Origin of the sequence: Meiothermus sp. (assembly GCF_025060375.1) — a bacterium.
GTDB lineage: Bacteria > Deinococcota > Deinococci > Deinococcales > Thermaceae > Meiothermus.
Map to the genome: position 1 here is coordinate 62,436 of NZ_JANXCG010000038.1, position 20,290 is coordinate 82,725.

21 protein-coding genes are annotated in these 20,290 nt (G+C 64.8%); 14 read left to right on the top strand and 7 right to left on the bottom strand.

Annotated elements, in window-relative coordinates; translation table 11 throughout:
• Nucleotides 1–54: 54 nt before the first annotated feature.
• Nucleotides 55–1,272 carry a Gfo/Idh/MocA family oxidoreductase gene (locus NZ849_RS04825; RefSeq protein WP_295404837.1) on the top strand — a complete coding sequence of 406 codons (1,218 nt, stop codon included), beginning with the start codon at nucleotides 55–57 and terminating at the stop codon, nucleotides 1,270–1,272.
• On the opposite strand, the gene pstB is transcribed toward NZ849_RS04825, so the two are convergent.
• From pstB to pstS, 4 genes are read right to left on the bottom strand one after another with little or no spacing between them, the layout of a single operon-like run.
• Nucleotides 1,269–2,096, bottom strand: coding sequence for a phosphate ABC transporter ATP-binding protein PstB (gene pstB / locus NZ849_RS04830; RefSeq protein ID WP_295404840.1), 828 nt, complete (start codon nucleotides 2,094–2,096; stop codon nucleotides 1,269–1,271). The genes NZ849_RS04825 and pstB overlap by 4 nt on opposite strands.
• Before the next feature lie 9 nt (nucleotides 2,097–2,105).
• On the bottom strand, nucleotides 2,106–2,939 hold the full coding sequence (pstA, locus tag NZ849_RS04835) for a phosphate ABC transporter permease PstA (protein WP_295387962.1): 834 nt from the start codon (nucleotides 2,937–2,939) through the stop codon (nucleotides 2,106–2,108).
• A 13-nt stretch (nucleotides 2,940–2,952) separates the two neighbouring features.
• Nucleotides 2,953–3,939 (bottom strand): phosphate ABC transporter permease subunit PstC, encoded by a 987-nt coding sequence (gene pstC / locus NZ849_RS04840; RefSeq protein WP_295404879.1) that lies wholly within the window; start codon nucleotides 3,937–3,939, stop codon nucleotides 2,953–2,955.
• 58 nt (nucleotides 3,940–3,997) lie between these two features.
• Complete coding sequence (gene pstS, locus NZ849_RS04845) at nucleotides 3,998–5,074, bottom strand: phosphate ABC transporter substrate-binding protein PstS (RefSeq protein WP_295387960.1); 1,077 nt, start codon at nucleotides 5,072–5,074, stop codon at nucleotides 3,998–4,000.
• A gap of 97 nt (nucleotides 5,075–5,171) precedes the next feature.
• Between pstS and NZ849_RS04850 the strand changes: the two genes are divergently transcribed.
• The 10 genes from NZ849_RS04850 (at nucleotide 5,172) to NZ849_RS04895 (ending at nucleotide 14,431) form a co-directional block, all read left to right on the top strand.
• On the top strand, nucleotides 5,172–5,750 hold the full coding sequence (locus tag NZ849_RS04850) for a molybdenum cofactor guanylyltransferase (protein WP_295387959.1): 579 nt from the start codon (nucleotides 5,172–5,174) through the stop codon (nucleotides 5,748–5,750).
• A gap of 30 nt (nucleotides 5,751–5,780) precedes the next feature.
• Nucleotides 5,781–6,827 (top strand): rod shape-determining protein, encoded by a 1,047-nt coding sequence (locus NZ849_RS04855; protein WP_295387957.1) that lies wholly within the window; start codon nucleotides 5,781–5,783, stop codon nucleotides 6,825–6,827.
• Between the two features lie 13 nt (nucleotides 6,828–6,840).
• Nucleotides 6,841–7,830, top strand: coding sequence for a UDP-3-O-(3-hydroxymyristoyl)glucosamine N-acyltransferase (locus NZ849_RS04860; protein ID WP_295387955.1), 990 nt, complete (start codon nucleotides 6,841–6,843; stop codon nucleotides 7,828–7,830).
• Nucleotides 7,831–8,601 carry a UDP-3-O-acyl-N-acetylglucosamine deacetylase gene (lpxC, locus tag NZ849_RS04865; RefSeq protein ID WP_295387953.1) on the top strand — a complete coding sequence of 257 codons (771 nt, stop codon included), beginning with the start codon at nucleotides 7,831–7,833 and terminating at the stop codon, nucleotides 8,599–8,601. It abuts the gene before it with no gap.
• Nucleotides 8,602–8,671: 70 nt separating this feature from the next.
• Nucleotides 8,672–9,631, top strand: a complete 960-nt coding sequence (locus NZ849_RS04870) for a Gfo/Idh/MocA family oxidoreductase (RefSeq protein ID WP_295387951.1) — start codon at nucleotides 8,672–8,674, stop codon at nucleotides 9,629–9,631.
• A gap of 17 nt (nucleotides 9,632–9,648) precedes the next feature.
• Nucleotides 9,649–10,092, top strand: a complete 444-nt coding sequence (gene fabZ / locus NZ849_RS04875) for a 3-hydroxyacyl-ACP dehydratase FabZ (protein WP_295387949.1) — start codon at nucleotides 9,649–9,651, stop codon at nucleotides 10,090–10,092.
• The gene (gene lpxA / locus NZ849_RS04880) at nucleotides 10,089–10,874 is read left to right on the top strand and encodes an acyl-ACP--UDP-N-acetylglucosamine O-acyltransferase (protein WP_295387946.1); all 786 of its coding nucleotides are present in this window, start codon (nucleotides 10,089–10,091) and stop codon (nucleotides 10,872–10,874) included. The genes fabZ and lpxA overlap by 4 nt, the downstream gene beginning before the upstream one ends.
• Before the next feature lie 41 nt (nucleotides 10,875–10,915).
• Nucleotides 10,916–12,076 (top strand): sugar synthetase, encoded by a 1,161-nt coding sequence (locus NZ849_RS04885; RefSeq protein ID WP_295404843.1) that lies wholly within the window; start codon nucleotides 10,916–10,918, stop codon nucleotides 12,074–12,076.
• Nucleotides 12,073–13,752 carry an ABC transporter ATP-binding protein gene (locus tag NZ849_RS04890; protein WP_295404846.1) on the top strand — a complete coding sequence of 560 codons (1,680 nt, stop codon included), beginning with the start codon at nucleotides 12,073–12,075 and terminating at the stop codon, nucleotides 13,750–13,752. Before NZ849_RS04885 ends, NZ849_RS04890 begins: the two co-directional genes overlap by 4 nt.
• A gap of 13 nt (nucleotides 13,753–13,765) precedes the next feature.
• Nucleotides 13,766–14,431: an RNA-binding protein gene (locus NZ849_RS04895; protein ID WP_295387938.1), complete on the top strand. Its 666-nt coding sequence runs from the start codon at nucleotides 13,766–13,768 to the stop codon at nucleotides 14,429–14,431.
• Here NZ849_RS04895 and NZ849_RS04900 read toward each other — a convergent pair.
• The 3 genes from NZ849_RS04900 to NZ849_RS04910 all read right to left on the bottom strand — a co-directional run bounded on the left by NZ849_RS04900 (nucleotide 14,421) and on the right by NZ849_RS04910 (nucleotide 17,088).
• A complete protein-coding gene (locus tag NZ849_RS04900; protein WP_295387935.1) occupies nucleotides 14,421–15,113 on the bottom strand; it encodes an alpha/beta fold hydrolase in 693 nt (230 codons plus the stop codon). The genes NZ849_RS04895 and NZ849_RS04900 overlap by 11 nt on opposite strands.
• A gap of 8 nt (nucleotides 15,114–15,121) precedes the next feature.
• Nucleotides 15,122–16,402: an NAD(P)/FAD-dependent oxidoreductase gene (locus NZ849_RS04905; protein WP_295404849.1), complete on the bottom strand. Its 1,281-nt coding sequence runs from the start codon at nucleotides 16,400–16,402 to the stop codon at nucleotides 15,122–15,124.
• A 221-nt stretch (nucleotides 16,403–16,623) separates the two neighbouring features.
• On the bottom strand, nucleotides 16,624–17,088 hold the full coding sequence (locus NZ849_RS04910; RefSeq protein WP_295387929.1) for an Hsp20/alpha crystallin family protein: 465 nt from the start codon (nucleotides 17,086–17,088) through the stop codon (nucleotides 16,624–16,626).
• A 204-nt stretch (nucleotides 17,089–17,292) separates the two neighbouring features.
• Here NZ849_RS04910 and NZ849_RS04915 point away from each other — a divergent pair, with 204 nt between their 5' ends.
• From NZ849_RS04915 to NZ849_RS04925, 3 genes are read left to right on the top strand one after another with little or no spacing between them, the layout of a single operon-like run.
• A complete protein-coding gene (locus tag NZ849_RS04915) occupies nucleotides 17,293–18,390 on the top strand; it encodes an NEW3 domain-containing protein (RefSeq protein WP_295404883.1) in 1,098 nt (365 codons plus the stop codon).
• A gap of 9 nt (nucleotides 18,391–18,399) precedes the next feature.
• Complete coding sequence (locus NZ849_RS04920; RefSeq protein ID WP_295387926.1) at nucleotides 18,400–19,329, top strand: ABC transporter ATP-binding protein; 930 nt, start codon at nucleotides 18,400–18,402, stop codon at nucleotides 19,327–19,329.
• A complete protein-coding gene (locus tag NZ849_RS04925) occupies nucleotides 19,319–20,290 on the top strand; it encodes an ABC transporter permease (RefSeq protein ID WP_295387923.1) in 972 nt (323 codons plus the stop codon). The genes NZ849_RS04920 and NZ849_RS04925 overlap by 11 nt, the downstream gene beginning before the upstream one ends.

A 20,290-nucleotide genomic window follows, 5' to 3' on the forward strand; every position in this document is an offset into this window, starting at 1 on the left:
GGCGATTCTAACGCAGGCTGTCCCTGCTCAAATTTTAGATTTATAATCTAAAAGATGAAACGCCACAAGGAGTTTGCCAACCGCCTGCACGCCCTTTCCCCCCGCTTCGCCTACATCCCCAGAGAGGATCGCTTTCTGATGGACCCGGGGCCCCTCAAGTACCGCTTCAACGTCATTGGGGTGGGGGTTAATGGCCAGGAGCACATCGCGGTGACCCTGCTCGAGGGCCGCTGTACCGTCCACGGGGTCTACGACCCCAACCCTCTGAGTGTGGAGGCGGCCCGCCGGGTCAAGGCCCGCTTTTCCGACGAGCCCCTGGTGGTCTACGAGAGCCTCGAGGCGGCCTGCTCGGACCCCCAGGTGGATGCGCTCATCATCTGCACCCCCAACCACACCCACCTAGAGGTGCTCAAGGTGGCCGTGCAGTCGGGCAAGCACATCCTGTTGGAGAAGCCCATGGCCACCAACATTCCCGATGCCTACGAGATATGGCAGATTGCGCAGAACTACCCTAAAGTGCTCCAGATTGGCCTTCAGTACCGCTATAAGCCCATCTATGTGGAGGCCATCCACGAGGCTAAGGTGCGCCGGAGCCTGGGGGAGATCAAGACCATCACCATCCTCGAGCACCGCGAGCCTTTTTTGGACAAGGTGGGCCAGTGGAACAAGTTTTCCAAATACTCGGGTGGAACCTTGGTGGAGAAGTGCTGCCACTACTTTGACCTCTTTAACCTCTTCGCTGAGTCGCGGCCGGTGAGCGTGTACGCAGTGGGTAGCCAGGCCGTTAACTTCAGGGAATTCGAGTACCGCGGTGAGCGCTCAGATATACTGGACAACGCCTTTGTCATCGTGGAGTACGAAAACGGGGTGCGGGCCAACTTCAACCTCTGCATGTTTGCCCCTATGGTCTACGAGGAGATCGTGATTTGTGGCGACGAAGGACGTCTCAAGGCCAGCGAAGGGGTGAACGGCCAGGCCTACTCCAGGTGGGCGAACTATCTGGAGGTTGTTGCCCTTCCAGACCGTACCTCCCGCACCATGACCCCAAGCTACCCGGCCATCATCGAGGAGACCGGACACAGTGGGGCTACCTACCACGAGCACCTACGCTTCATCGAGGCCATGGACGGCCAGCCCACCTCTGCCGCTACCGCAGAGGAAGGCTTCTGGAGCGTGGTGGTGGGGGTTGCGGCGGAGGAGTCGGTGAGGCGGGGCCGCAAGGTGCTTATTCAGGAGCTGCTGGCCGAGCACGGCCTGGCCCATCTGGCCTAGCCGAAGCGGCCGGTGATGTAGGCCTCGGTGCGCTTGTCCTTGGGCGTGGTGAAGAGCGGGTTGGTGGGGCCGAACTCCACCAGGTCGCCGTTGAGGAAGAAGCCGGTGTAGTCCGAAACCCGTCCGGCCTGCTGCATGTTGTGGGTGACGATGACGATGGTGACGTGCTTCTTGAGCTCGGTCAGGAGGTCCTCGATGGACTGGGTAGAAATAGGGTCCAAAGCGCTGGTGGGCTCGTCCATCAGGAGCACCTCGGGCTCCACCGCCAGGGCCCGCGCGATGCAAAGCCGCTGTTGCTGACCTCCCGAGAGGCTCATGCTGGGAGCATGGAGCCGATCCTTGACCTCGTCCCACAAGGCCGCCTGGGTCAGGGCTCGCTCCACAGCCTCATCCAGAAGGGATTTTTTGCGAATGCCCACCAGCCTGAGCCCGGCCACCACGTTGCCGTAGATGGAGAGGGTGGGAAAGGGGTTTGGCTTCTGAAAGACCATCCCGATCTTGCGCCGCACCTCCACCGGGTCTACCCCGGGGTCGTAGACGTTGACCCCGTCCAGCAAGACCTCTCCCGTAACCCGGGCGTGTGGGGTCAGGTCGTGCATCCGGTTGAGCGCCCGCAGAAAGGTGGTCTTACCACAGCCAGAAGGGCCAATCAAGGCGGTCACCTTGTTGGCGTAGATGGGCATGTCCACGTCGCGCACCCCCGCCTTCTGGCCGTACCAGACGGTAACCCGCCGGGCTTCGATGCGGGTTTTGGCATTCGGATCGGGGGTAATGATCTCGGTGTGGCCGGTTTGTGGGTTGGCTGCAGGGGTGAACTCGCTCATGTTCGCTCCTTAGAAGCGCCCGCGGGTGGCCCAGCGGGCCAGCAGGCTGGTGAGGACCACCAGGGCCAGCAGCACGAGCGCGGCCGCCCAGGCCAGGCGGTGCCAGTCTTCGTAGGGGCTGATGGCGTAGGCGTAAAGCCGCAGCGGCAGCGCGTCCATGGGCTGGGACAGGTTTAGGGTAAGCAGGGTGTTACCGAAGGCGGTGAAGATGAGAGGCGCGGCCTCCCCCGCGGCCCTGGCGGTAGCCAGCAGCATTCCGGTGACCACCCCGCCCCTTGCGGCAGGGAGCACCAGCGAGAGGATCACCCGCCAGCGGGGCAGGCCCAGGGCCAGCCCGGCTTCGCGGATGTTCCAGGGGACCAGCTTGAGCATGCTCTCGGTGGACTTGGCAATGATGGGAACCATGATGAAGGCCATAGCCAGCGCGCCGGAGAAGCCAGAGAAGGAGCCCTGGGCCTTGACCACAAGGACGTAGGCCAGCAGGCCTTTCAGGATGGCGGGCATCCCGTTGAGGGTGTCGGAGAGGAGGCGCAAGGTGGGGTTGAGCTTGTTGTCGGGGTACTCGGCCATCAGGATGCCAGCTGCGATGCCAAAGGGAGTAGCGATGAGGAGACCTGTGCCGGTGATGACGAGGGTACCCACAATGGCTGGGGCCATCCCCCCGCCGGTCTCACCTGGGGGTTTGGGCCCTTTGGTGAAGAAGTTCCAGTCGAGGGAGCTAAACCCGTTGACCACAGCGTAGAACAGGACCAGGGTGAGGGGCAGGGCAGCCAAGATGGTGCCTATGACCACCACGAACAGGATGACCCGGTCGCGGGCGTAGCGGGCTTGTAGGTTGCGCATGGCTTGCTCCTCTCTAGAAGCGCTGCTCACTCACCTTGAGCTTGTTGAGCAGATAGCTGGCCGTAGCGTTGACGATGAAGGCGATGAGGAAGAGGAAGAAACCCACCCCAATGATGGCCGAGTAGTGCAGGTCTTCCACCGCTTCCTTGAGCTCCAGCGCGATGACTGCGGGCATGGTGGAGGCGGGGCCGAAGAGGGTATAGGGCAGGATGTTGCCGTTGCCAATGACCATCGCAATGGCCATGGTCTCGCCCAGGGCCCGCCCCAGGGCCAGCATGGCCCCAGCGAAGATGCCTCCCCGGGCGTAGGGCAGGATGACCATCTGCATAACCTCCCAGCGGGTCGCCCCCAGGGCGTAGGCCCCCTCGCGCTGGGCCACCGGCACCAGGCTGATGGCGTCGCGGGAGAGGGCGGCGGTAAAGGGGATGATCATGCTCGAGAGCACCACGATGCCGGTGAAAAGGCCGTAGCCTGCGGGGTTGCCCAGGTAGCGCACCAGCCACGGGGCATTTTCAGAGGCCCATAGGAAGACCGGTAGGTAGAAGGCCTCGCGCAGGAAGGGGGCCAGCACGAAGATACCCCAGATGCCGTACACCACGCTGGGCACAGCGGCCATCAGATCTACCAGGTAGTTGATGATGCCGGCCAGCCAGCGCGGGGCGTACTCGGCGGTGAAGATGGCCGCTGCCAGGGCCACCGGGACCGACAAGACCAGTGCCGCCAGGCTGGTGATGAGGGTGCCCACGACGTAGGGCCAGATGCCGAACTCAAGCCTGAGCGCGGGGTCCCAGGTGGTACCGGTGAGAAAGCCAAAAAAGCCCTCCTTGTTTATGGTTTGTGAGCCGCCCAGATAGAGGAAGTAGCCCAGACCCAGGGTGAGCGCGATGAGGCTCAGGGCGAGGAGGAGCACCACGGCCAAAAAGATTCGGTCGCCCAGAACGCGGTAGATAGCGGATGTTTTTCGTTTTATAAGTGCGGATTGCGTTGAGGCCTGCTGCATGCGCACACCCTTAGTGTACAAAAGGGTGGGAGCACGGGCTCCCACCCCCTCGAGGGGTCTACTGACCCACAATCTCTTTGCCGATGGGCTTGCCCTGGTAGGTGATGCGGGAGATCAGGGCCAGGGCGCGGGCTTGGGCTACCTCGGTCAGGCGGGCGTAGGTGAGGGGCTCGTTGAACTTCTGTCCTTCGGTAACCACCCACTTGAGCATCTGCACGAAGGCCCGGGCCTCGGCCTCGCTCTTGAAGGCCTTGTTCTTATCGAGCTGCTCGTAGGTCAGGATGTAGGAGAAGCTGGAAACAGGGTAGCCATCGGGGGCGTTGGTGTTGGTCAGGGAGATGCGGGCGTCCCCCGGCAGCACCACGTTGGCTGCGGCGGTAATAGAGGGTAGGTCGGCTACGATGAAGCGGCCTGCCTTGTTCTGCACCGCGCCGTACTGGATGCGGTTTTGAACCGCGTAGGTCACCTCGTTGTAGCCAATGGCGCCAGGGGTGTTGCGCACCACGCCAGCCACACCCTCGTTGCCCCGGCCACCCACCTTGTTGGGGGCCAGCCAGTTCACGCTGTTGCCGCGGCCCACCTTCTGGGCCCACTCGGGCGAGACCTTGGTCAGGTAGTCGGTCCAGACAAAGGTCGTCCCCGAGCCGTCGGAACGGTGCACTACGGTGATGGGCAGGGCGGGCAGGTTCACCCCTGGGTTGAGGCGGGCGATGGCCGGATCGTTCCAGGTCTTGATGTTGCCCAGGAAGATATCGGCCAGCACCTCACCGGTGAAGTTGAGCCGCTGGGTTACCCCGGGCAGGTTGTAGGTGGGCACCACCGCCCCCAGCACGAAGGGGATGTTGAGCGCGGGGGAGCCGGAGTTCCTGCGGATGTCGGCCATCTGCTGGTCGTTGAAGGGGTTGTCGGAGACGCCGAAGTGCACGGTTTGCTCGATGAGCTGCCGCTGGCCTCCGCCCGAGCCGATGGACTGGTAGTTGACCCGTACCTGGCCGTTGGTAACCTTGAGGTATTCGTCGAAGTACTTGGAGAGCACCGGGAAGGGGAAGGTGGCCCCAGCCCCGGTGAGGCTCACCTGGGCCAGGCTGGTGCTGGCCAGGCCCAGTAGAGCAGTGGCTATGAGTAGGTGTTTCATCCTCGTGGCCTCCTGTGCGTGGGTGCTCGCCTGCACCCGACGTCCCTAGCTTGTCAAGGTTATGTCATGGAGTTGTCATGCAGGGGGAAAAAGAAGCATGAAAGGTTCTTTGCCCTATGATGGGGCGGTGCGCTGGAGTGGGGTGGTGCTGGCAGGGGGACGCTCGCGCCGTTTCGGTGAGGACAAGGCCCTCTTCCCCTATCGGGGGCGCCCCCTTTTGGCCTGGGTCTGGGCAGGCCTAGCCGAGGCGGAGGAGCGCTTTGTCGTGGCCAACCGCCCTTACCCGGGGTATCCGGTCTACCCCGATCTCTACCCGGGAGGGGAGGTGTTGTCCGGCTTGCACGCGGCCCTGGCCCATGCCAGGTGGGAGTGGGTGGCGGTGGTGGGCTGCGACCAGCCTTTTCTGTCGGTAGAGTACTGGCGCTACATGCGCGGCTGGCTTGCTCCTGGGGTGCTGGCAGTGGTGGCGGGCTGGCAGGATGCGCTAGAGCCCCTGGGCGCCTTCTACCACCGCTCGCTTCTGCCCGAGGTAGAACAGCGGCTTAGGGCTGGGTCGTACAGCCTGCAGAGGCTTCTGCGTGAGGTTCCGCACAGGCAGCTCTCCCGCGCGGGGCTCGAGGCCCGCTTCGGCCGCCACCTCTTCCTCAACGCCAACCGCCCGCAGGACCTGCCCTAGCTCACCCGCAAGCCTGTAGAATAAAGCGCTATGGCTGGCTGGTTCTCGTTTCGTGGGGAGGATGTGGGCATTGACCTGGGCACTGCCTCGGTGCTGATTTACATGCGGGGCAAGGGCATTGTGCTGCGCGAGCCCTCCGTGATTGCGATGGTGAGCGATACCAAGGAGGTCAAGGCAGTAGGGGCCGAGGCCTACCGCATGCTGGGGCGCACCCCGGGCAACATCGTCGCGGCCCGCCCGCTCAAGGACGGGGTGATCGCTGACTACACCCTGACCGAGCGGATGCTCACCCTCTTCATCAAGAAGGTGCTGCCGCCCCTGCGCTTCTTTCGCCCCCAGGTGATGGTGGGGGTGCCCTCGGGGGTGACCGAGGTGGAGCGGCGGGCGGTGGTGCAGGCCATTGTGGAGGCTGGGGCCAAACGGGCCTATCTCATTGATGAACCGCTGGCGGCCGCCATCGGGGCGGGCATTAAGATTGCCGAGCCCACCGGGAGCATGGTGGTGGACATCGGGGGGGGCTCGAGCGACATTGCGGTGATCTCGCTGGGGGGCATTGTCCGCTCCACCAGCTTGCGGATTGCTGGCAACGAGTTCGACGAATCCATCATCCGCTACGTGCGGAGCAAGTACAACCTGCTGATCGGTGAACGCACCGCTGAGGACCTGAAAATCCGGATCGGTGCGGCCAAGCTGGCCCCAGGGGAGCAGGAGATGGTGGCGGAGGTGCGGGGGCGCGACCTCCTTACGGGTCTGCCTAAGAGCATCGAGGTGACCACCGGGGATGTGGTGGAGGCTTTGAAGGAGCCTCTGGAGAAGATCGTGCAGGGGGTCAAGGGGGTGCTCGAGACCACCCCTCCTGAGCTGGTGGCGGACATCATCGACCGGGGCATCCTGCTCACGGGCGGGGGGGCGCTTTTGCGCAACCTGGACCTGCTCCTGCAGGAGGCCACCGGGGTACCGGTGGTGGTGGCTGAGAACGCGGTGGAGGCGGTGGCCCTGGGGACAGGGAAGGCCCTGGATATGCTGCACGTTTTGCGGGACGCCCTGGTTACCTCGGACAACGTGCTGAAACGATAAGCGCAGCTTGGCCATGTGGCTTTCCGAAATCGCCCAGCGCTTAGGGGGACGGCTCGAGGGGCCCGACCTGAGGGTGTCCCGGCTAGCCCCTCCGGAGGAGGCCCGGCCAGGAGAGCTGGTGGTGGTGCGGGAGGAGCGCTACCTGGAGGCTGCCTTAGCCAGCGGTGCGGCTTTGTTGATGGAGGAGGGTGTACCCTGCCCTGCTTCCATCAGCCGCGTGCGGGTGGCTTCCGTTTACAAAGCCTGGCCCGAGGTGCTGGCGTTGTTTGACCAGCCTGAGCGCTGGGCTGCTCCGGGCGTCCACCCCACCGCCGTTGTGGAAGCAGGGGCCCACATAGACCCCACGGCTGCGGTGGGGGCCTACGCCTATGTGGGCTCGGGGGCCCGTGTTGCGGCTGGGGCGGTCGTAGCCCCTTACTGCTACGTGGGCGAGGGGGTGGAGGTGGGTCCCCGGACGGTGCTGGAACCCCGGGCTACGCTCTATCCGAATACCCGGGTGGGCGCTGACTGCCGGATTGGGGCCGGGGCGGTGCTTGGGGTGGTGGGCTTTGGCCTTCAGGATGGGCAGCGGTTGCCCCATGTGGGGAGGGTGGTGCTGGAGGACGGCGTGGAGATAGGGGCCCACTGTGTGGTCCAGCGCAGCGTGGTAGGGGAGACACGGATTGGGGCCCAGACCAAGATTGGGGACCTTACCGATATCGGTCACAACGTGCGGATTGGTCGCCGGGTGGTCATGGTGGGCAGCAGTGGGGTAGGAGGAAGTGCGGTCATCGAGGATGAAGCCCGCTTGGGGGGGTGGGTGGCCATCTCCGACCACGTGCGGGTAGGGCGGAGGGCCACGGTGGCTGGCGGCAGCGCGGTCTCCAAAACCGTGCCGCCAGGAGAGGTTTGGGCCGGAGGGGTTCCTGCCCTCCCTATCCGTCGTCACTGGCGCCGTTTGGCCCTGCTGGAGTGGCTTTTGGAGGCCGAGCGGGCCTTGCGTAGGTTGGTGAAGGGGGCATAGATGGGCCAGCCGGTGGTGGTCCGGGGGGTTGGGCTGCACACCGGCGAGCCGGTGGTGGTGCGCCTTCACCCTGCCGAGGGGCCAGTGCGCTTTTGGGTGAGTGGGGTGGAGCTTCGCCCTTTGGCGTCGGCGGTGGTGGAAACTGCCCGCTGCACTGCGCTGGGCCGAGGATCCTTGCGGCTTCTCACGGTGGAACACCTGCTGGCGGCGCTGTACATACGGGGCATCTGGGAGGGTTTGGTGGTTGAGGTCTCAGGCCCCGAGATTCCCATTTTGGACGGGAGTGCCCAGGAGTGGTTGGAGGCCCTGCAGGGATTCCCCTCTCGCGGGCCGCAACCGGTTTCGCTCAGCGGTTCAATTAGGGTAGAGGAGGGGCACAGCCGTGTTTTGGCCCAGCCTAGCGAGGTTTTTTCCGTTTCTGCAACCATTCTGTTTCCCCACCCCAAGATTGGCTATCAGCAGGTGGTCTCGCCCCCGGTGGCCCTGGAAGAGCTGGCTCGAGCCCGGACCTTTGGCTTTTTGGAAGAGGTGGAGGCCCTGAGGGCCCGTGGCCTCATCCGAGGGGCTTCACTGGAGAACGCCTTGGTCTTCAACCAGTACGGCTATGTCAATACCCCCCGGATGCTCTTTGAGCCCGTGTACCACAAGGCCCTAGACCTTCTGGGCGACCTGTACCTGGCGGGCAGGCCCTACCGGGGCCGTTTCATTGCACACCGGGGCTCCCACCGGTTGCACGTGGAGCTAGCCCGGTTGCTGCAGGATTTGGGTTAGTTGACCGTGGGATTTCGGTGTATCATCACTGCGGGAAACGCAGGGTTACGTATCGCGTAGTGGAGATTTTATGGAGCTAAATGTAGGTGTGGTGGGCGTGGGCGTGATGGGAACGTACCATGCTCAGGTCTACGCAGGGTTGCCCGGAGTTCGGTTGGTGGGTGTGGCAGATCCGGACCCTTTCCGCCAAGCGGCCATTGAACAGGACCTGGAGGTTCCTGCCTATCCCAACCCGGAGGACCTACTGGGGAAGGTTCAGGCGGTTTCCATCGCATCGCCCACCTCCTTTCACTACGAGCAGGCTCGGATGTTTCTGGAGGCTGGGGTGCATGTGCTTCTGGAAAAGCCCATGACCCGTACCCTCAGGGAAGCCCAGGAACTGGCGCGAATTGCTGAGCGGCGCGGGGTGGTCCTGCAGGTGGGCCACATCGTGCGCTTTTACCGGGCGGTGGGCGACCTGATGCAGATGGTGAGGAGCCCCTGGGTGCTCGAGGCCCGGCGTATGAGCAACAACCGCCGTATCCGAGACATTGGGGTGGTGCTGGACCTGATGATTCACGACCTCGATCTGGTCCTGCTGCTTTTGCGCGAGAAGCCCCTTCGCTACAGCGTGGTGGGCCGACGGGTGGATGGGTTGGATGAGTTTGCCCAGGCGGTGGTGGACTTTCCCTCAGGGGCCCGGGCCCTCTTTACCGCCAGCCGCATCTCGCCCCAGGCTGAGCGTTCGCTCACCATCACCCAGCCTGGAGAGGTGCTGCGGCTGGACTTCAACAGCGAATACACCGAGCTCTCCGTGCACCGCAGCCCTCCGGTTCACCCCGACCCCGACCAAGGGGTGCCCAACGGGCGCACCCAGGTGCAAACTGAGCGCATCGCTATCCACAACGAGAATCCCCTGCGCCGTCAGCTCAAGCACTTCGTGGACCGCATTCAGAAGGGCGAGCCCCCCTTGGTGACCCTCGAGGACGACCTGCAGGCCCTCGAGCTGGCCCTCGAGCTCTCCTCTGCCCTTCAGCCGGTGGGCGTCTGACCCCTTAGTATAAGGTTGTGGATATCTACGAAATTTTGAGGTTTCTGCCCCACCGCTACCCTTTTTTGCTCATTGACCGGGTGCTGGAAGCCGACGAGAGGAGGTTTCGCGCCATCAAGAACGTGACCTTTAATGAGCCCCAGTTTCAGGGGCATTTTCCCGGTCACCCCATTATGCCGGGGGTGCTGCTAATTGAGGCGATGGCCCAAGCCTCGGTGGCGGTGGTGGTCCAGCAACCCGAGTTCAAGCCGGGCATGTTGGTCTTTTTGGTGGGGGTGGAGGAGGCTCGGTTCCGCAGGCCGGTGGTGCCGGGGGATACCCTGCTCCTGGAAGGGGAACTGTTGGGCTATCGGCGTGGGCTGGGCAGGGTACGGGTTGAGGCCCGGGTGGAGGGGGAGCTCAGGGCCGAGGCCACCTTGAGCTTTGTGCTGCGCTCGGAGAGCGGGGGGAGGGTTGCGTGAGCTGGGCCGCCATTCACCCCACAGCGGTCATTTCTCCCAAGGCCCAGATCGCTGCCGATGTGCGGATAGGCCCATACGTGGTGGTAGAGGGGCCCTGTGAGATTGGCCCGGGCGTGGAGATAGGGGCGCACTCGGTGGTACACCCCTACGTGCGGCTTGCCGCAGGGGTACAGGTGGGGCCCCACGTGGTGCTGGGTGGGGCGCCCCAGGACCTGGGCTACAGGGGGCAGGAGACCTGGCTCGAGGTGGGCCCCAACACCGTCTTGCGGGAAGGGGTGGTGTTGCATCGCTCCACCCGGGAGGACCGTCCCACCCGCATTGGCGCGGGGTGCTACCTGATGGGTCACGTACATGTGGGCCACGACGTCTGGGTGGGTGACGGCGTCATCCTGACCCAGGGGGTTGGGTTGGCCGGGCATGTGGAGGTGGGGGACTACGCGGTTATCGGGGGAATGGCCGGGGTGCACCAGTTTACCCGAATCGGTGCGCGGGCCATGGTGGGGGCGATGGCTAAGGTAACCCGCGATGTGCTGCCCTTTTCCCTGGTGGAGGGGAGCCCGGCCCTGCACTACCGCCTCAACACCGTGGGCCTTCGCCGAGCGGGCATCACCGGGGAGCGCTACCGGGCCCTCGAGCAGGCCTTTCGCGCCCTGCGCGAGGGCAAGCCCCTGGATGACCTGCCCGATACGGAGGAGGTGCGGGTTTTCAAGGCCTTTTTGGAGGCCCCTTCCAGGCGTGGCCTTTCGGGGTTTGTGCGGGGTGGGGCCCGCCACGACGACTAGCACCTGGCGTGCCCTTTCCTGGTAGGGGCTGGTGAGTCTTCATGCTGGACGAGGTTCTGCTGTTGACCAACGGCCCCGGCGAGCTCTCCACCTGGGTGCCGCCGGTGCTTTCCCGCTTGAGAAAGGAAGTTCCAGAGGCGCGGTTTGGGCTCTTTCTGATCCGCGACCAGTTTGCCTCGGGCACCGAGCGGGCCAAGGCCCGTGAGCTTCCCCTCGACTTTCTGGGGGGCCGTCGGGCGTGGGCGGCCCGGCTGTTGGCGGGGAGGGCTGGGGGCCGGGGCCTGGTGCTGATGCTGGGGGGTGCGCCTAGGGATGCGGTGCTGCTGGGGCGGGCCACGGGATACCCGGCCTTTGCCTACACCTTTGACCCCAGGGCCTACCACCCCGGTCTGAGGGCGGTGTTGGTGGACTCCGAACGCACCCGTTTGGCTATGCAGGCCCGTGGGGCCGACCCTGCTCGCATTCGTGTGGTGGGCAACCTGGTGGTGGATGCTCTAGCCGAGGCCCCTCGGGTGGAGGTCCCTCCGGTTGAGGTGCTGCTCTTCCCGGGGAGCCGCCCCTTTGCTGCTCGCTACATGCTGGGTTTCCTGCTGGCCGCTGCTGAGCGGATGGCGGCGCAGCGGCCTGGCCTGCGCTTTGCCTGGGTTCGCAGCCGCCTGTTGCCCGAGGGGGTGGTCCAGGAGGCCCTGGAGGCCTGCCAGGTTCGTCCGCTGGGGGGGGTGGGGGCCCGCTGGGAGGCCGGGCGGCTGCGTACCGAAGGGGGTTTGCTGGTGGAGGTGCTGGAGGAGCCCCAGCGCTACGTGGCCATGCGCCAGGCCCAGTTGGCCCTCACTCTGCCAGGCACCAACACCCTCGAGCTGGCCCTGGCCGGCCTGCCTTCCGTGGTCCTCCTGCCCCTGCACAAACCGGAGATGCTGCCCTTAGAGGGCTTCTTGCACTGGCTTTTGCTCCTTCCAGGAGCCCGCCCGCTCAAGCAGGCCCTGGTACGGCGGGTGGCCGCGCGCATTCCCTTTCTGGCTCTGCCCAACCAGTGGTTGGGGGAGGAGGTTTTCCCCGAGCTCAGGGGTGTCTTCTCCCCGGCTGAGGTGGCCCAGAAGGGGCTGGAGCTGCTGGAGGACTCTCGGGTCCGGGCCAAGCTGGCCGGCTTGCAGGCTGAAGCCGGGGCGGACAACCTGGTGGCGCAGGTGCTGAACTCCTTATGAACCTCCTTCGTCTGCTCTATCCCTTTTGGCCCCAGGGGCTTCTGGCCCTGGTCCTTTCCACCCTGCCCGCCCTTGCTCAGGCCTTCCTGCCCGGCCAGGTGGTCAAGCCCCTTTTTGACCAGGTGCTGGCTGGGGGGTTTGCCCAGCTCGAGCCGGTGCTGCTGGTGGGCTTAGGGCTGCTGGGGCTTCTGGTGCTGGGGGGCTACCTGCTGGAAGCCTTTGTGGGCTACCTTTCCGTCAAGATCCCGGCGGTCTGGCGGGAGCGAATTTTTGACCACCTGTTGGGGGCCGACCTGCGGACCCTGCCCTCCTCTACGGGGGGGCTCACTGGGCGGTTGGTGGCGGACCTGAAGGAGCTCGAGGGGTTCGTTTTCCATAGCCTCGGGGGCTTCCTGGCCCAGGGGGTGCTGCTGATGGCGGTTTTGTGGCAGCTTTTGCAAAACTACACCGAGCTGACCCTGTACCTGATGGCCTACTTGCCCCTATGGGGCCTCCTCCTGGCCTGGGTTGGGGGGTGGGTAACCCGCTACAGCCAGCGCACCCAAGCGGCCTTGGAGCGGCTTTCAGGCCGGATGGCGGGGGGGTTTGGTCGCCTCGAGCTGATCCGGGCGTTGCGCCTAGAGGGTTTTGCCCGGGCCCGTTTCCGCCAGAGCAACCAAAGGCAGTACCGGCTGGGCCGTACCCGGACGCTGATTGCGGCCCTGAACCTACCCTTGGGTCAGCTTGCCACCACCTCCTTGCTGGGGCTCCTGCTGTACCTGGGGGTGGGGGCGGTGCAGCGGGGCGAGCTGACCACCGGCGACCTCAGCGCCTTTTTGACCCTCTTGGCGCTGACCATCACCCCTCTGCAAACCCTAAGCCGCCTGGGCACCGGCTTTGCCCAGGCTGAGGGGGCGGCGGCCCGCTTGGTGGAGCTGCTCACCCTGCCCCAGGCCTCCGCGGAGGGATCGTTGGCCCCCGGGCGGATAGTGGGGCGGCTGGAGCTTTGTGACCTGGACTTTGCCTACCCCGGGGGGTCAGCTGTGCTGCGGGGGGTGAACCTTTGCTTGCCCCCGGGTTCCTTTACCGCCCTGGTGGGGCCTTCTGGGGCGGGCAAGAGCACCTTGCTGCGGGTGATTCTGGGGTTGTATCCGCCCAGCAAGGGCCAGGTACTGCTCGATGGGCACGACCTCCAGGCCTACGAGCCCGGATGGCTGCGCGCCCGGATGGCCTGGGTGCCCCAGGAGCCCCTGCTGTTTGCCGGAACCGTGCGGGAGAATCTGGCGGCCATGGCCCCAGGGGCCACCCCAGAGGCCATGGAGCAGGCGCTTAGGGCCGTGGGTCTGTGGCCTGAGGTAGGCCTGCAGACCCGCCTAGAGGACGATGGGGGTGGGCTCTCGGTGGGCCAGCGCCAGCGTCTGGCGATTGCCGCTGCGCTCTTACGGGATGCCAGGATCCTCCTTTTGGATGAGATTACGAGCGCGCTGGATAAGAGCAGCGAGGCGCAGGTGGTGGCGGCCCTCGAGGCGGTTCGCCCGGGACGGACAATCCTGGTGGTAGCCCACCGGCTTTCCACCGTTCAGCACGCCGACCAGATAGTGGTCATGGAGCAGGGGCGGGTCGTGGAGGTGGGCCGCCATGAGGAACTCTTGGCCCGGGGTGGGGTGTACGCCCAGCTTTGGAAGGGCTATACATAGGGGGGATGGGGCGATGCTCGAGGTGTACGTAGGCAAGGCCCGGGGGGGACGGGTGGTGCAGACCCCCTTTTTGGAGGCCGAGGCGCTGGAGGAGTTGCGGCGGATGGCCCAGGCTGAGGGGCTCGGGTTCCGGGCCTTTGGAGGGTTGCCCCTGGCCTTGCGCCGGGTGGCGGTGCTCCACCCTTCCCAGGTGCCGGAGGTTTCCGACCCTACCGTGGTCTTGTACCTTCCCTCTGCAGAGGACCCTGAGGCCATGGAGGCGCGGTTGCGGGCAGGGGTTGAGCCGGGCCTGTTGGGGGACTTGGAACCCGTGGAGGGTGGCTTTTTGTTGGCGGCTCTGCCCAAGGCCCTGCCTGCTTTGCAGGCGCTTGGGTTAGAAGCCCAGCCAGCCAGCCCCGAGCAGCTTCCCCAAGCCCGCGAGCGGCTTCGGAGCGTGGTGGTCCCCAGCTTGCGGGTGGATGTGGTGGGGGCCCGGGGCTTTGGCGTTTCCCGAAACTACTTCGCCCAGGGGGTCAAGGCAGGCAAGGTGTGGCTTCGGGGTCGGGTGGCCTCGGTTAAGGATGAGCTTCAGGAGGGCGACCAGGTGCTGGCGGAAGGCCTGGGAAGCCTGGTGGTGCGGCGGGTGCTGGGCCAGACCAAGCGGGGCAACGTGAAGCTCGAGCTCGAGGTCAGGCGCTAGCCAACCTTTCCCTCAGCCAGACCGCAATTTCCTGGGAAACCTGCTGGGCTAGGGGATCGAGCAGCATATCGTGCTGGCTGGGGTAGGTTCGGTACTCCTTGTGGGGGCTGCCAAGCAGGCTGAAGTAGCGCCGCACTGCTGTTGGGGGTACAGTGTCATCCTGGGCGGCTTCAAGTACCAAAGCAGAGGCCCTCACCCGAGGCAACAGCCCGGGAAGCCTCCGTTGCAGGGCGATGAGCTGCGTCAGGGCCACGGTGGGGAAGTTGGGGTAGTTGGGGCTTTTGGCCTGCCGGGCGGCCACTTGGGCGGGGTCCGTGCTGTAGGCCCAGGGCTTAAAGGGATGGAGCAGGGGGGCCAGGTAGGCCAGCCGGTTCTTGAGCCCCAAGGCGGGCGCCAGCGCCACCAACGCAGCGGTCTCATGCTCGGCGGCCAGCCAACCGGCCAGCAAGCCCCCCATGGAGAGCCCCACCACTGCCCGCGGTTCGGGTAGGGCTAGGTAAGCCTCCCGGGCGGTCTGGAGCCAGTCCTGCCAGCGGACGTGCCGCAGGTCCTCCGGCCGGGTGCCGTGGCCGGGAAGGGCGGGCTGGGCCACATTGAACCCGGCACGGCGCAGGGTGTCGGGCAGAGGTCCCATGGTCCGAATGGGGTGCGAAGTGAAGCCGTGCAGAACCAGGACGTTCATGTACCTCTCTAGCTTAGCACCTGGGGGCTTGGGCCCTCCTGCTCGGCAAAGCTATGCCGGTGGTGCATTACCCGCACGGCGAAGTCATAGGTCAGGTAGCTGTAGGCCCAGTTGGAGAAGACCATCAGCCGGTTGCGTAGGCCCACCAGGTGGTAAAGGTGGACCCCCAGCCAGGCTACCCAGGCAGGGAAGCCATGGATCCTCAAGGGGCCTACCTCGGCGATGGCGTGGCTGCGCCCCAGGGTGACCATGCTGCCTCTGTCCTTGTAACGGAAAGGGAGCTGGGGCTCCTCTCGCAAGGCCCGTAGGATGTTGCGGGCAGCCCAGGCGCCCTGCTGCATGGCGGTTGGGGCCACCTGGGGGTAGGGTCGGCCGTTTTGGCCCTCCAGGTAGTTCAGGTCGCCCACCACGTAGACGGAGGGGTGCTCGGGGAGGAACAGCTCGGGGGTGGTGGCCACGCGCTGCCCCCGGGTGGTGGGCAGGCCAGGTATGGGTTGTCCGCTCACCCCAGCGCTCCAGATGACGTTGTGGCTGGGGATGAAGGCCCCGCTGTGCAGCCGGACGCCTTGGGGGGTCACCTCCACCACCCGCTGGCCTAGCTGTAGCTCCACCCCAAGTCGTTCCAGAAAACGCTGGGCATAGGCCCGGGAGGTCGGCCTGAAGGCCTCTAGGAGGTGGGCTGCGCCTTCCACTAGGACGATGCGCACCTCTGAGAGGTGGAGGCTTGGGTAGTCACGGGCAATCACATGCCGGCGCAACTCCCCCAGCGCCCCGGCCAGTTCCACCCCTGTGGGCCCGCCCCCTACCACCACAAAGGTCAGCAAGGCCTGGCGGCGCTTGGGGTCCTGGGTGCGCTCTGCTTCCTCGCAGGCCGACAGGATGCGGTCCCGAATCCTCAGCGCCTCATCGAGTGTTTTGAGGCCCAGGCCGTATTGGGCGACGCCTGGCAGACCAAAGTCGTGGGTGCGGCTGCCGGTGCCGGCAATCAGGTAGTCGTAGGGCAGGGGCTGGCCCTCTACCCAGAGAACCCGGTCCTTTAGGTCGGCGCCCTCGGCCTTGCCCAGCAGGAAGCGGACGTTGGGCCGCCCCCGCAGGTAGGCCCGCACGGGAAAGGCGATCTGGGGGGCCTCGAGGCCTGCGGTGGCCACCTGGTACAGAAGCGGTTGGAATAGATGATAGTTGTTCTGGTCTACCAGCACCACCTCTACACCTGGCTGGCCTGAGAGCACCCGCACCGCCTGCAGGCCAGCAAAGCCTGCGCCTAGAACCACCACCCTCTTGTTCTGCATTTCTCCTCCCAGGGACTTCTGTCCCAGGAAGATTGTACCTATTTTCACAAGAAGTCGCTAGTCCACAGGAGGCATGGTGAGGGGCTCCACACCTCTTGGCTTGCTGGCGTTCTGGACCATCGGGCCTGGCGGGGTTTTTCCAAGCCTTTGGGCCTGGCTGGGTTGCAGCTAGGCTGCCAAAAAAGTAAATGCCCCCCTAGGGGGCTGGGATGGGGTTTTGTTTAGGCTGCGCTGATGGCGATTCGCTTCACCCGGGCCTGCTCAACCTTAGGCAGGCTCAGGCGCAGGAGCCCGTCGGCAATGGTGGCCTGTATCTTGTCCACCTCCACCGAGGCAGGAAGGGTGATGCTTTGGATGAAGTTGCCTCGAGGCAGGCCGCGGACCCAGTAGCGCCGTTCGTTGCTCGGGGCTTCAGGGTAGGTGCCCCGCACGGTGAGCTGATTGCCCTCCAGACGTACCTCTAGGTCCTCCTTTCGCAGGCCTGGGACCGCCATCTCCACCACTAGGCTGTCGTCGGTTTCGTAGAGGTCAAAGGCGTAACCTCCGGCGCGTGGCGCGCTACCCAGGGAAGCCGTTATCTCGTTCCATAACCGGTCAAATTCGCCGAAGAGATCGCTTACGGTCGAGAGATTCCAGCTTCGCAAGGGCATCGTCTGAACTGGGATGTTCCGAACGATATCCAGCATACTGAAACCTCCTTCCGTAGGGCCTCCCTTAAAGTTCACCCTACCGAGGCTTATAATAAAAGTTGAGCGTTATTTTGTCAAGTATCATTACACTTCTAATGCGGTATTAATCTTCCTCTCCTAGAGTCTTTGGTGGACAACAGGGTCTGGAGGTGTAAGGTGGTGCGCTTGATCGCATTTTTCCTGCTTCTGGTGGGTTCGGTGATGGCCCAAGGGTACCGGGGTCTGGCCCTCTATACCCCCTACCCTTCCCAAAGCGTGCGGGTCGGGGAGACGGTCAACCTATCCATCTCCCTCAAGAACTTTGGCCTACCCCCTCAGACCGTGCAGGTACGGGTGGTAGAGGTGGCCCCGGGGTGGAAGGCCAGCCTGCTGGGTGGAGGTAGGGTGATCTCTGCTGTATACGTCCTTCCTGATGCAGAGCAAAGCCTCTCGCTGCGCTTGGAGCCTCCTCAGCGGGCACAACCCGGCACCTACCGGTTCCGCTTGGTGGCGGAAGGCAGTGGGGGTGCGAGGGCCGAGCTGCCCATCGCTTTGACCCTAGGCCAGATTCTTCCCAAGCGGCTTTCCCTCGAGACTGAGTTGCCCGTGTTGAAGGGAGTCCCCACCGCGAGCTTCCGCTACCGGGTGACCCTCAAGAATGAAAGCGACCAGGATCTGCTGGTGAACCTGGAGGCGGATGCCCCCCAGAACTTTCGGGTGAGCTTCAGCACTGCCTTTGGAGGTCAGGAGGTGAACAGCCTGCCCCTGAAGGCAGGGGAGAGCCGGGACCTGGACGTCCAGGTGACCCCGCCCCGGCAGGTGGAGGCCAAACCCTATGCGGTGACCCTGCGGGCTTTGGCGGGGGATGCCAGGGCTGAGCTGGTGGTCAATCTGGACATCACCGGCCAGGTGGAGCTGAGCCTTTCTACCCCCGAAGGGCGGCTTTCGGGCCGGGCCTACGCTGGCCGGGAGAACCCCATCAAGCTGGTGGTGAAGAACACCGGTAGTGCCCCAGCGGAGAACGTGGAGCTTTCAGCCAGCGAGCCTTCGGGCTGGGAGGTTAAGTTTGAGCCTGAAAAGATTGAGAACATCGCCGCCGGGGGTGAAACGGAGGTGACGGCCCGGGTCAAGCCCTCCCCTCGAGCTGTGGCCGGCGACTACATGCTCACCTTCCGGGCCTCGGCGGGCAGCGCCTCAACCTCTGCGGACTACCGGGTTACGGTGCAGACCTCCACCCTTTGGGGCTTGGTGGGGGTGGCCCTGATTGCGGTGGCGGTAGGGGCGGTGGGCTTTGCGGTTTCGCGTTTTGGGCGGCGCTAGGGGGACCTTATGGTCATTGAAGCCCAAGGCCTTACCAAGCGCTACGGAAAGGTGGTGGCGGTAGAGGGCCTGAATCTCGCCATTGAGGCGGGAGAGGTCTACGGCCTTCTGGGCCCCAACGGCTCTGGCAAGACCACCACCATCCTGATGCTTCTGGGCCTCACCGAGCCCAGCGCGGGCACGGTGCGGGTGTTGGGTTTTGACCCGGCCCGAGAACCCCTCTCCCTCAAAAGGCAGGTGGGCTACCTCCCCGACTCGGTGGGTTTTTACGGGGAGATGACCGCCTGGGAGAACCTGGCCTACATCGCCCGGCTGAACGGCCTGCCCAAAGCCGAAGCCGAAAGGCGCATGGGGCGGGTGCTGGAGCGCATGGGCCTCGCGGAGGTGGCCGACCGGCCGGTGAGCGCCTTCTCCCGGGGTATGCGCCAGCGGCTGGGTTTAGCTGAGGTGCTCCTGAAGGAGCCCAAGGTGGTGATTTTGGACGAGCCCACCTTGGGTCTGGACCCCGAGGCGGCCCAGGAGTTTTTGGGCATGATCCGGGGGCTCAAGGCAGAGGGAATCACGGTGCTCCTCTCCTCCCACCTCCTCCACCAGGTGCAGGCCATCTGCGACCGGGTGGGGCTTTTTCACAAGGGCAGGTTGGTGTTGGAAGGCCGGGTGGAGGAACTGGCCCAGCGGGTTTTGGGAGGGGCTTACCGGATACGGCTGGAGGCAAGCCCCCTAGAGGGGCTGGCCGAGCGCCTGGGGGCTTTGCCCGGGGTAGCTCGGGTTCAGCTCGAGGGTACGGGCCTGCGCCTGGAAGCGGCCCAGGATATAAGGTCCCAGGTGGCCCGGGCGGTGTTGGAGGCAGGGGCCTCCTTGACCAGCCTGGTCCTGGAGCAGCCGAGCCTGGATGAGGTCTACGCCCGCTACTTCCAGGAGGTGCGTCATGCAGCCTAGCCTGAAGGGTCGGCGTGAAGGCTCGCCTTGGGTGGGGCTTTGGGCCGTCTTCTTCAAGGAGATGGCCGACCACCTGAGCAGCACCCGGATGCGGATTCTAGAGGTGTTGATCCTCTTCTCGGCGGTGGGAGCAGTCTATGCTGGGGCTCAAACCCTGCGCCAAACCGTTAGCGAAGACCCCTTTCTGCTCCTGCGGGTCTTCACCGCTGCGCAGGATCCCCTGCCCTCCTTTGTGGCCTTTTTGAGCTTTTTCCTGCCTTTGGCCGCCATTGCCTTGGGCTTTGATGCCATCAACGGGGAGTACAACCGCAACACCCTCTCCCGCGTCCTGGCCCAGCCCATCTACCGCGATGCCCTCTTGTGGGGAAAGTTTCTGGCCGGGTTGGCTACCCTAGCCCTGATCCTGCTGGCCCTGTTCCTCTTGGTGGTGGGGCTTTCGCTGATCTTCCTGGGGGTGCCGCCGGATGGGGAAGAGGTGGGCCGGGCCCTGCTCTTCTTGCTGGCCACGCTGGCTTACGCTGGGGTCTGGTTAGGGATTGCCTTGGTCTGCTCAGTGCTTTTCAGAAGCGCTGCCACCTCAGCCTTGGCAGCCATTGCGGTCTGGTTGTTCTTCGCCCTTTTTTGGGGGATTATCGCCCAGCTTTTAGCCCAGGCGGTGGCCCCATACGATCCCTTCAACCCCGAAAGCGAGCTGCGCCAGGCCGAAGCCCTTTTGGCCTTCTCGCGGGTTTCGCCCAACACCCTTTATGCCGAGGCCATACAGGCCATCCTGAACCCCGGGGTGCGGAGCCTGGGGCCGGTGCTCATCAGCCAGCTCCAGGGGGCCCTTTTGGGCTCGCCGCTGCCCCTGGGGCAGAGCTTGCTGCTGGCCTGGCCTCAGCTCACCGGGTTGATTGCGCTTACCCTCTTGCTCTTCGCTCTGGCCTACGTGCTGTTCCAGCGGAGGGAAGTGCGGGCCTGA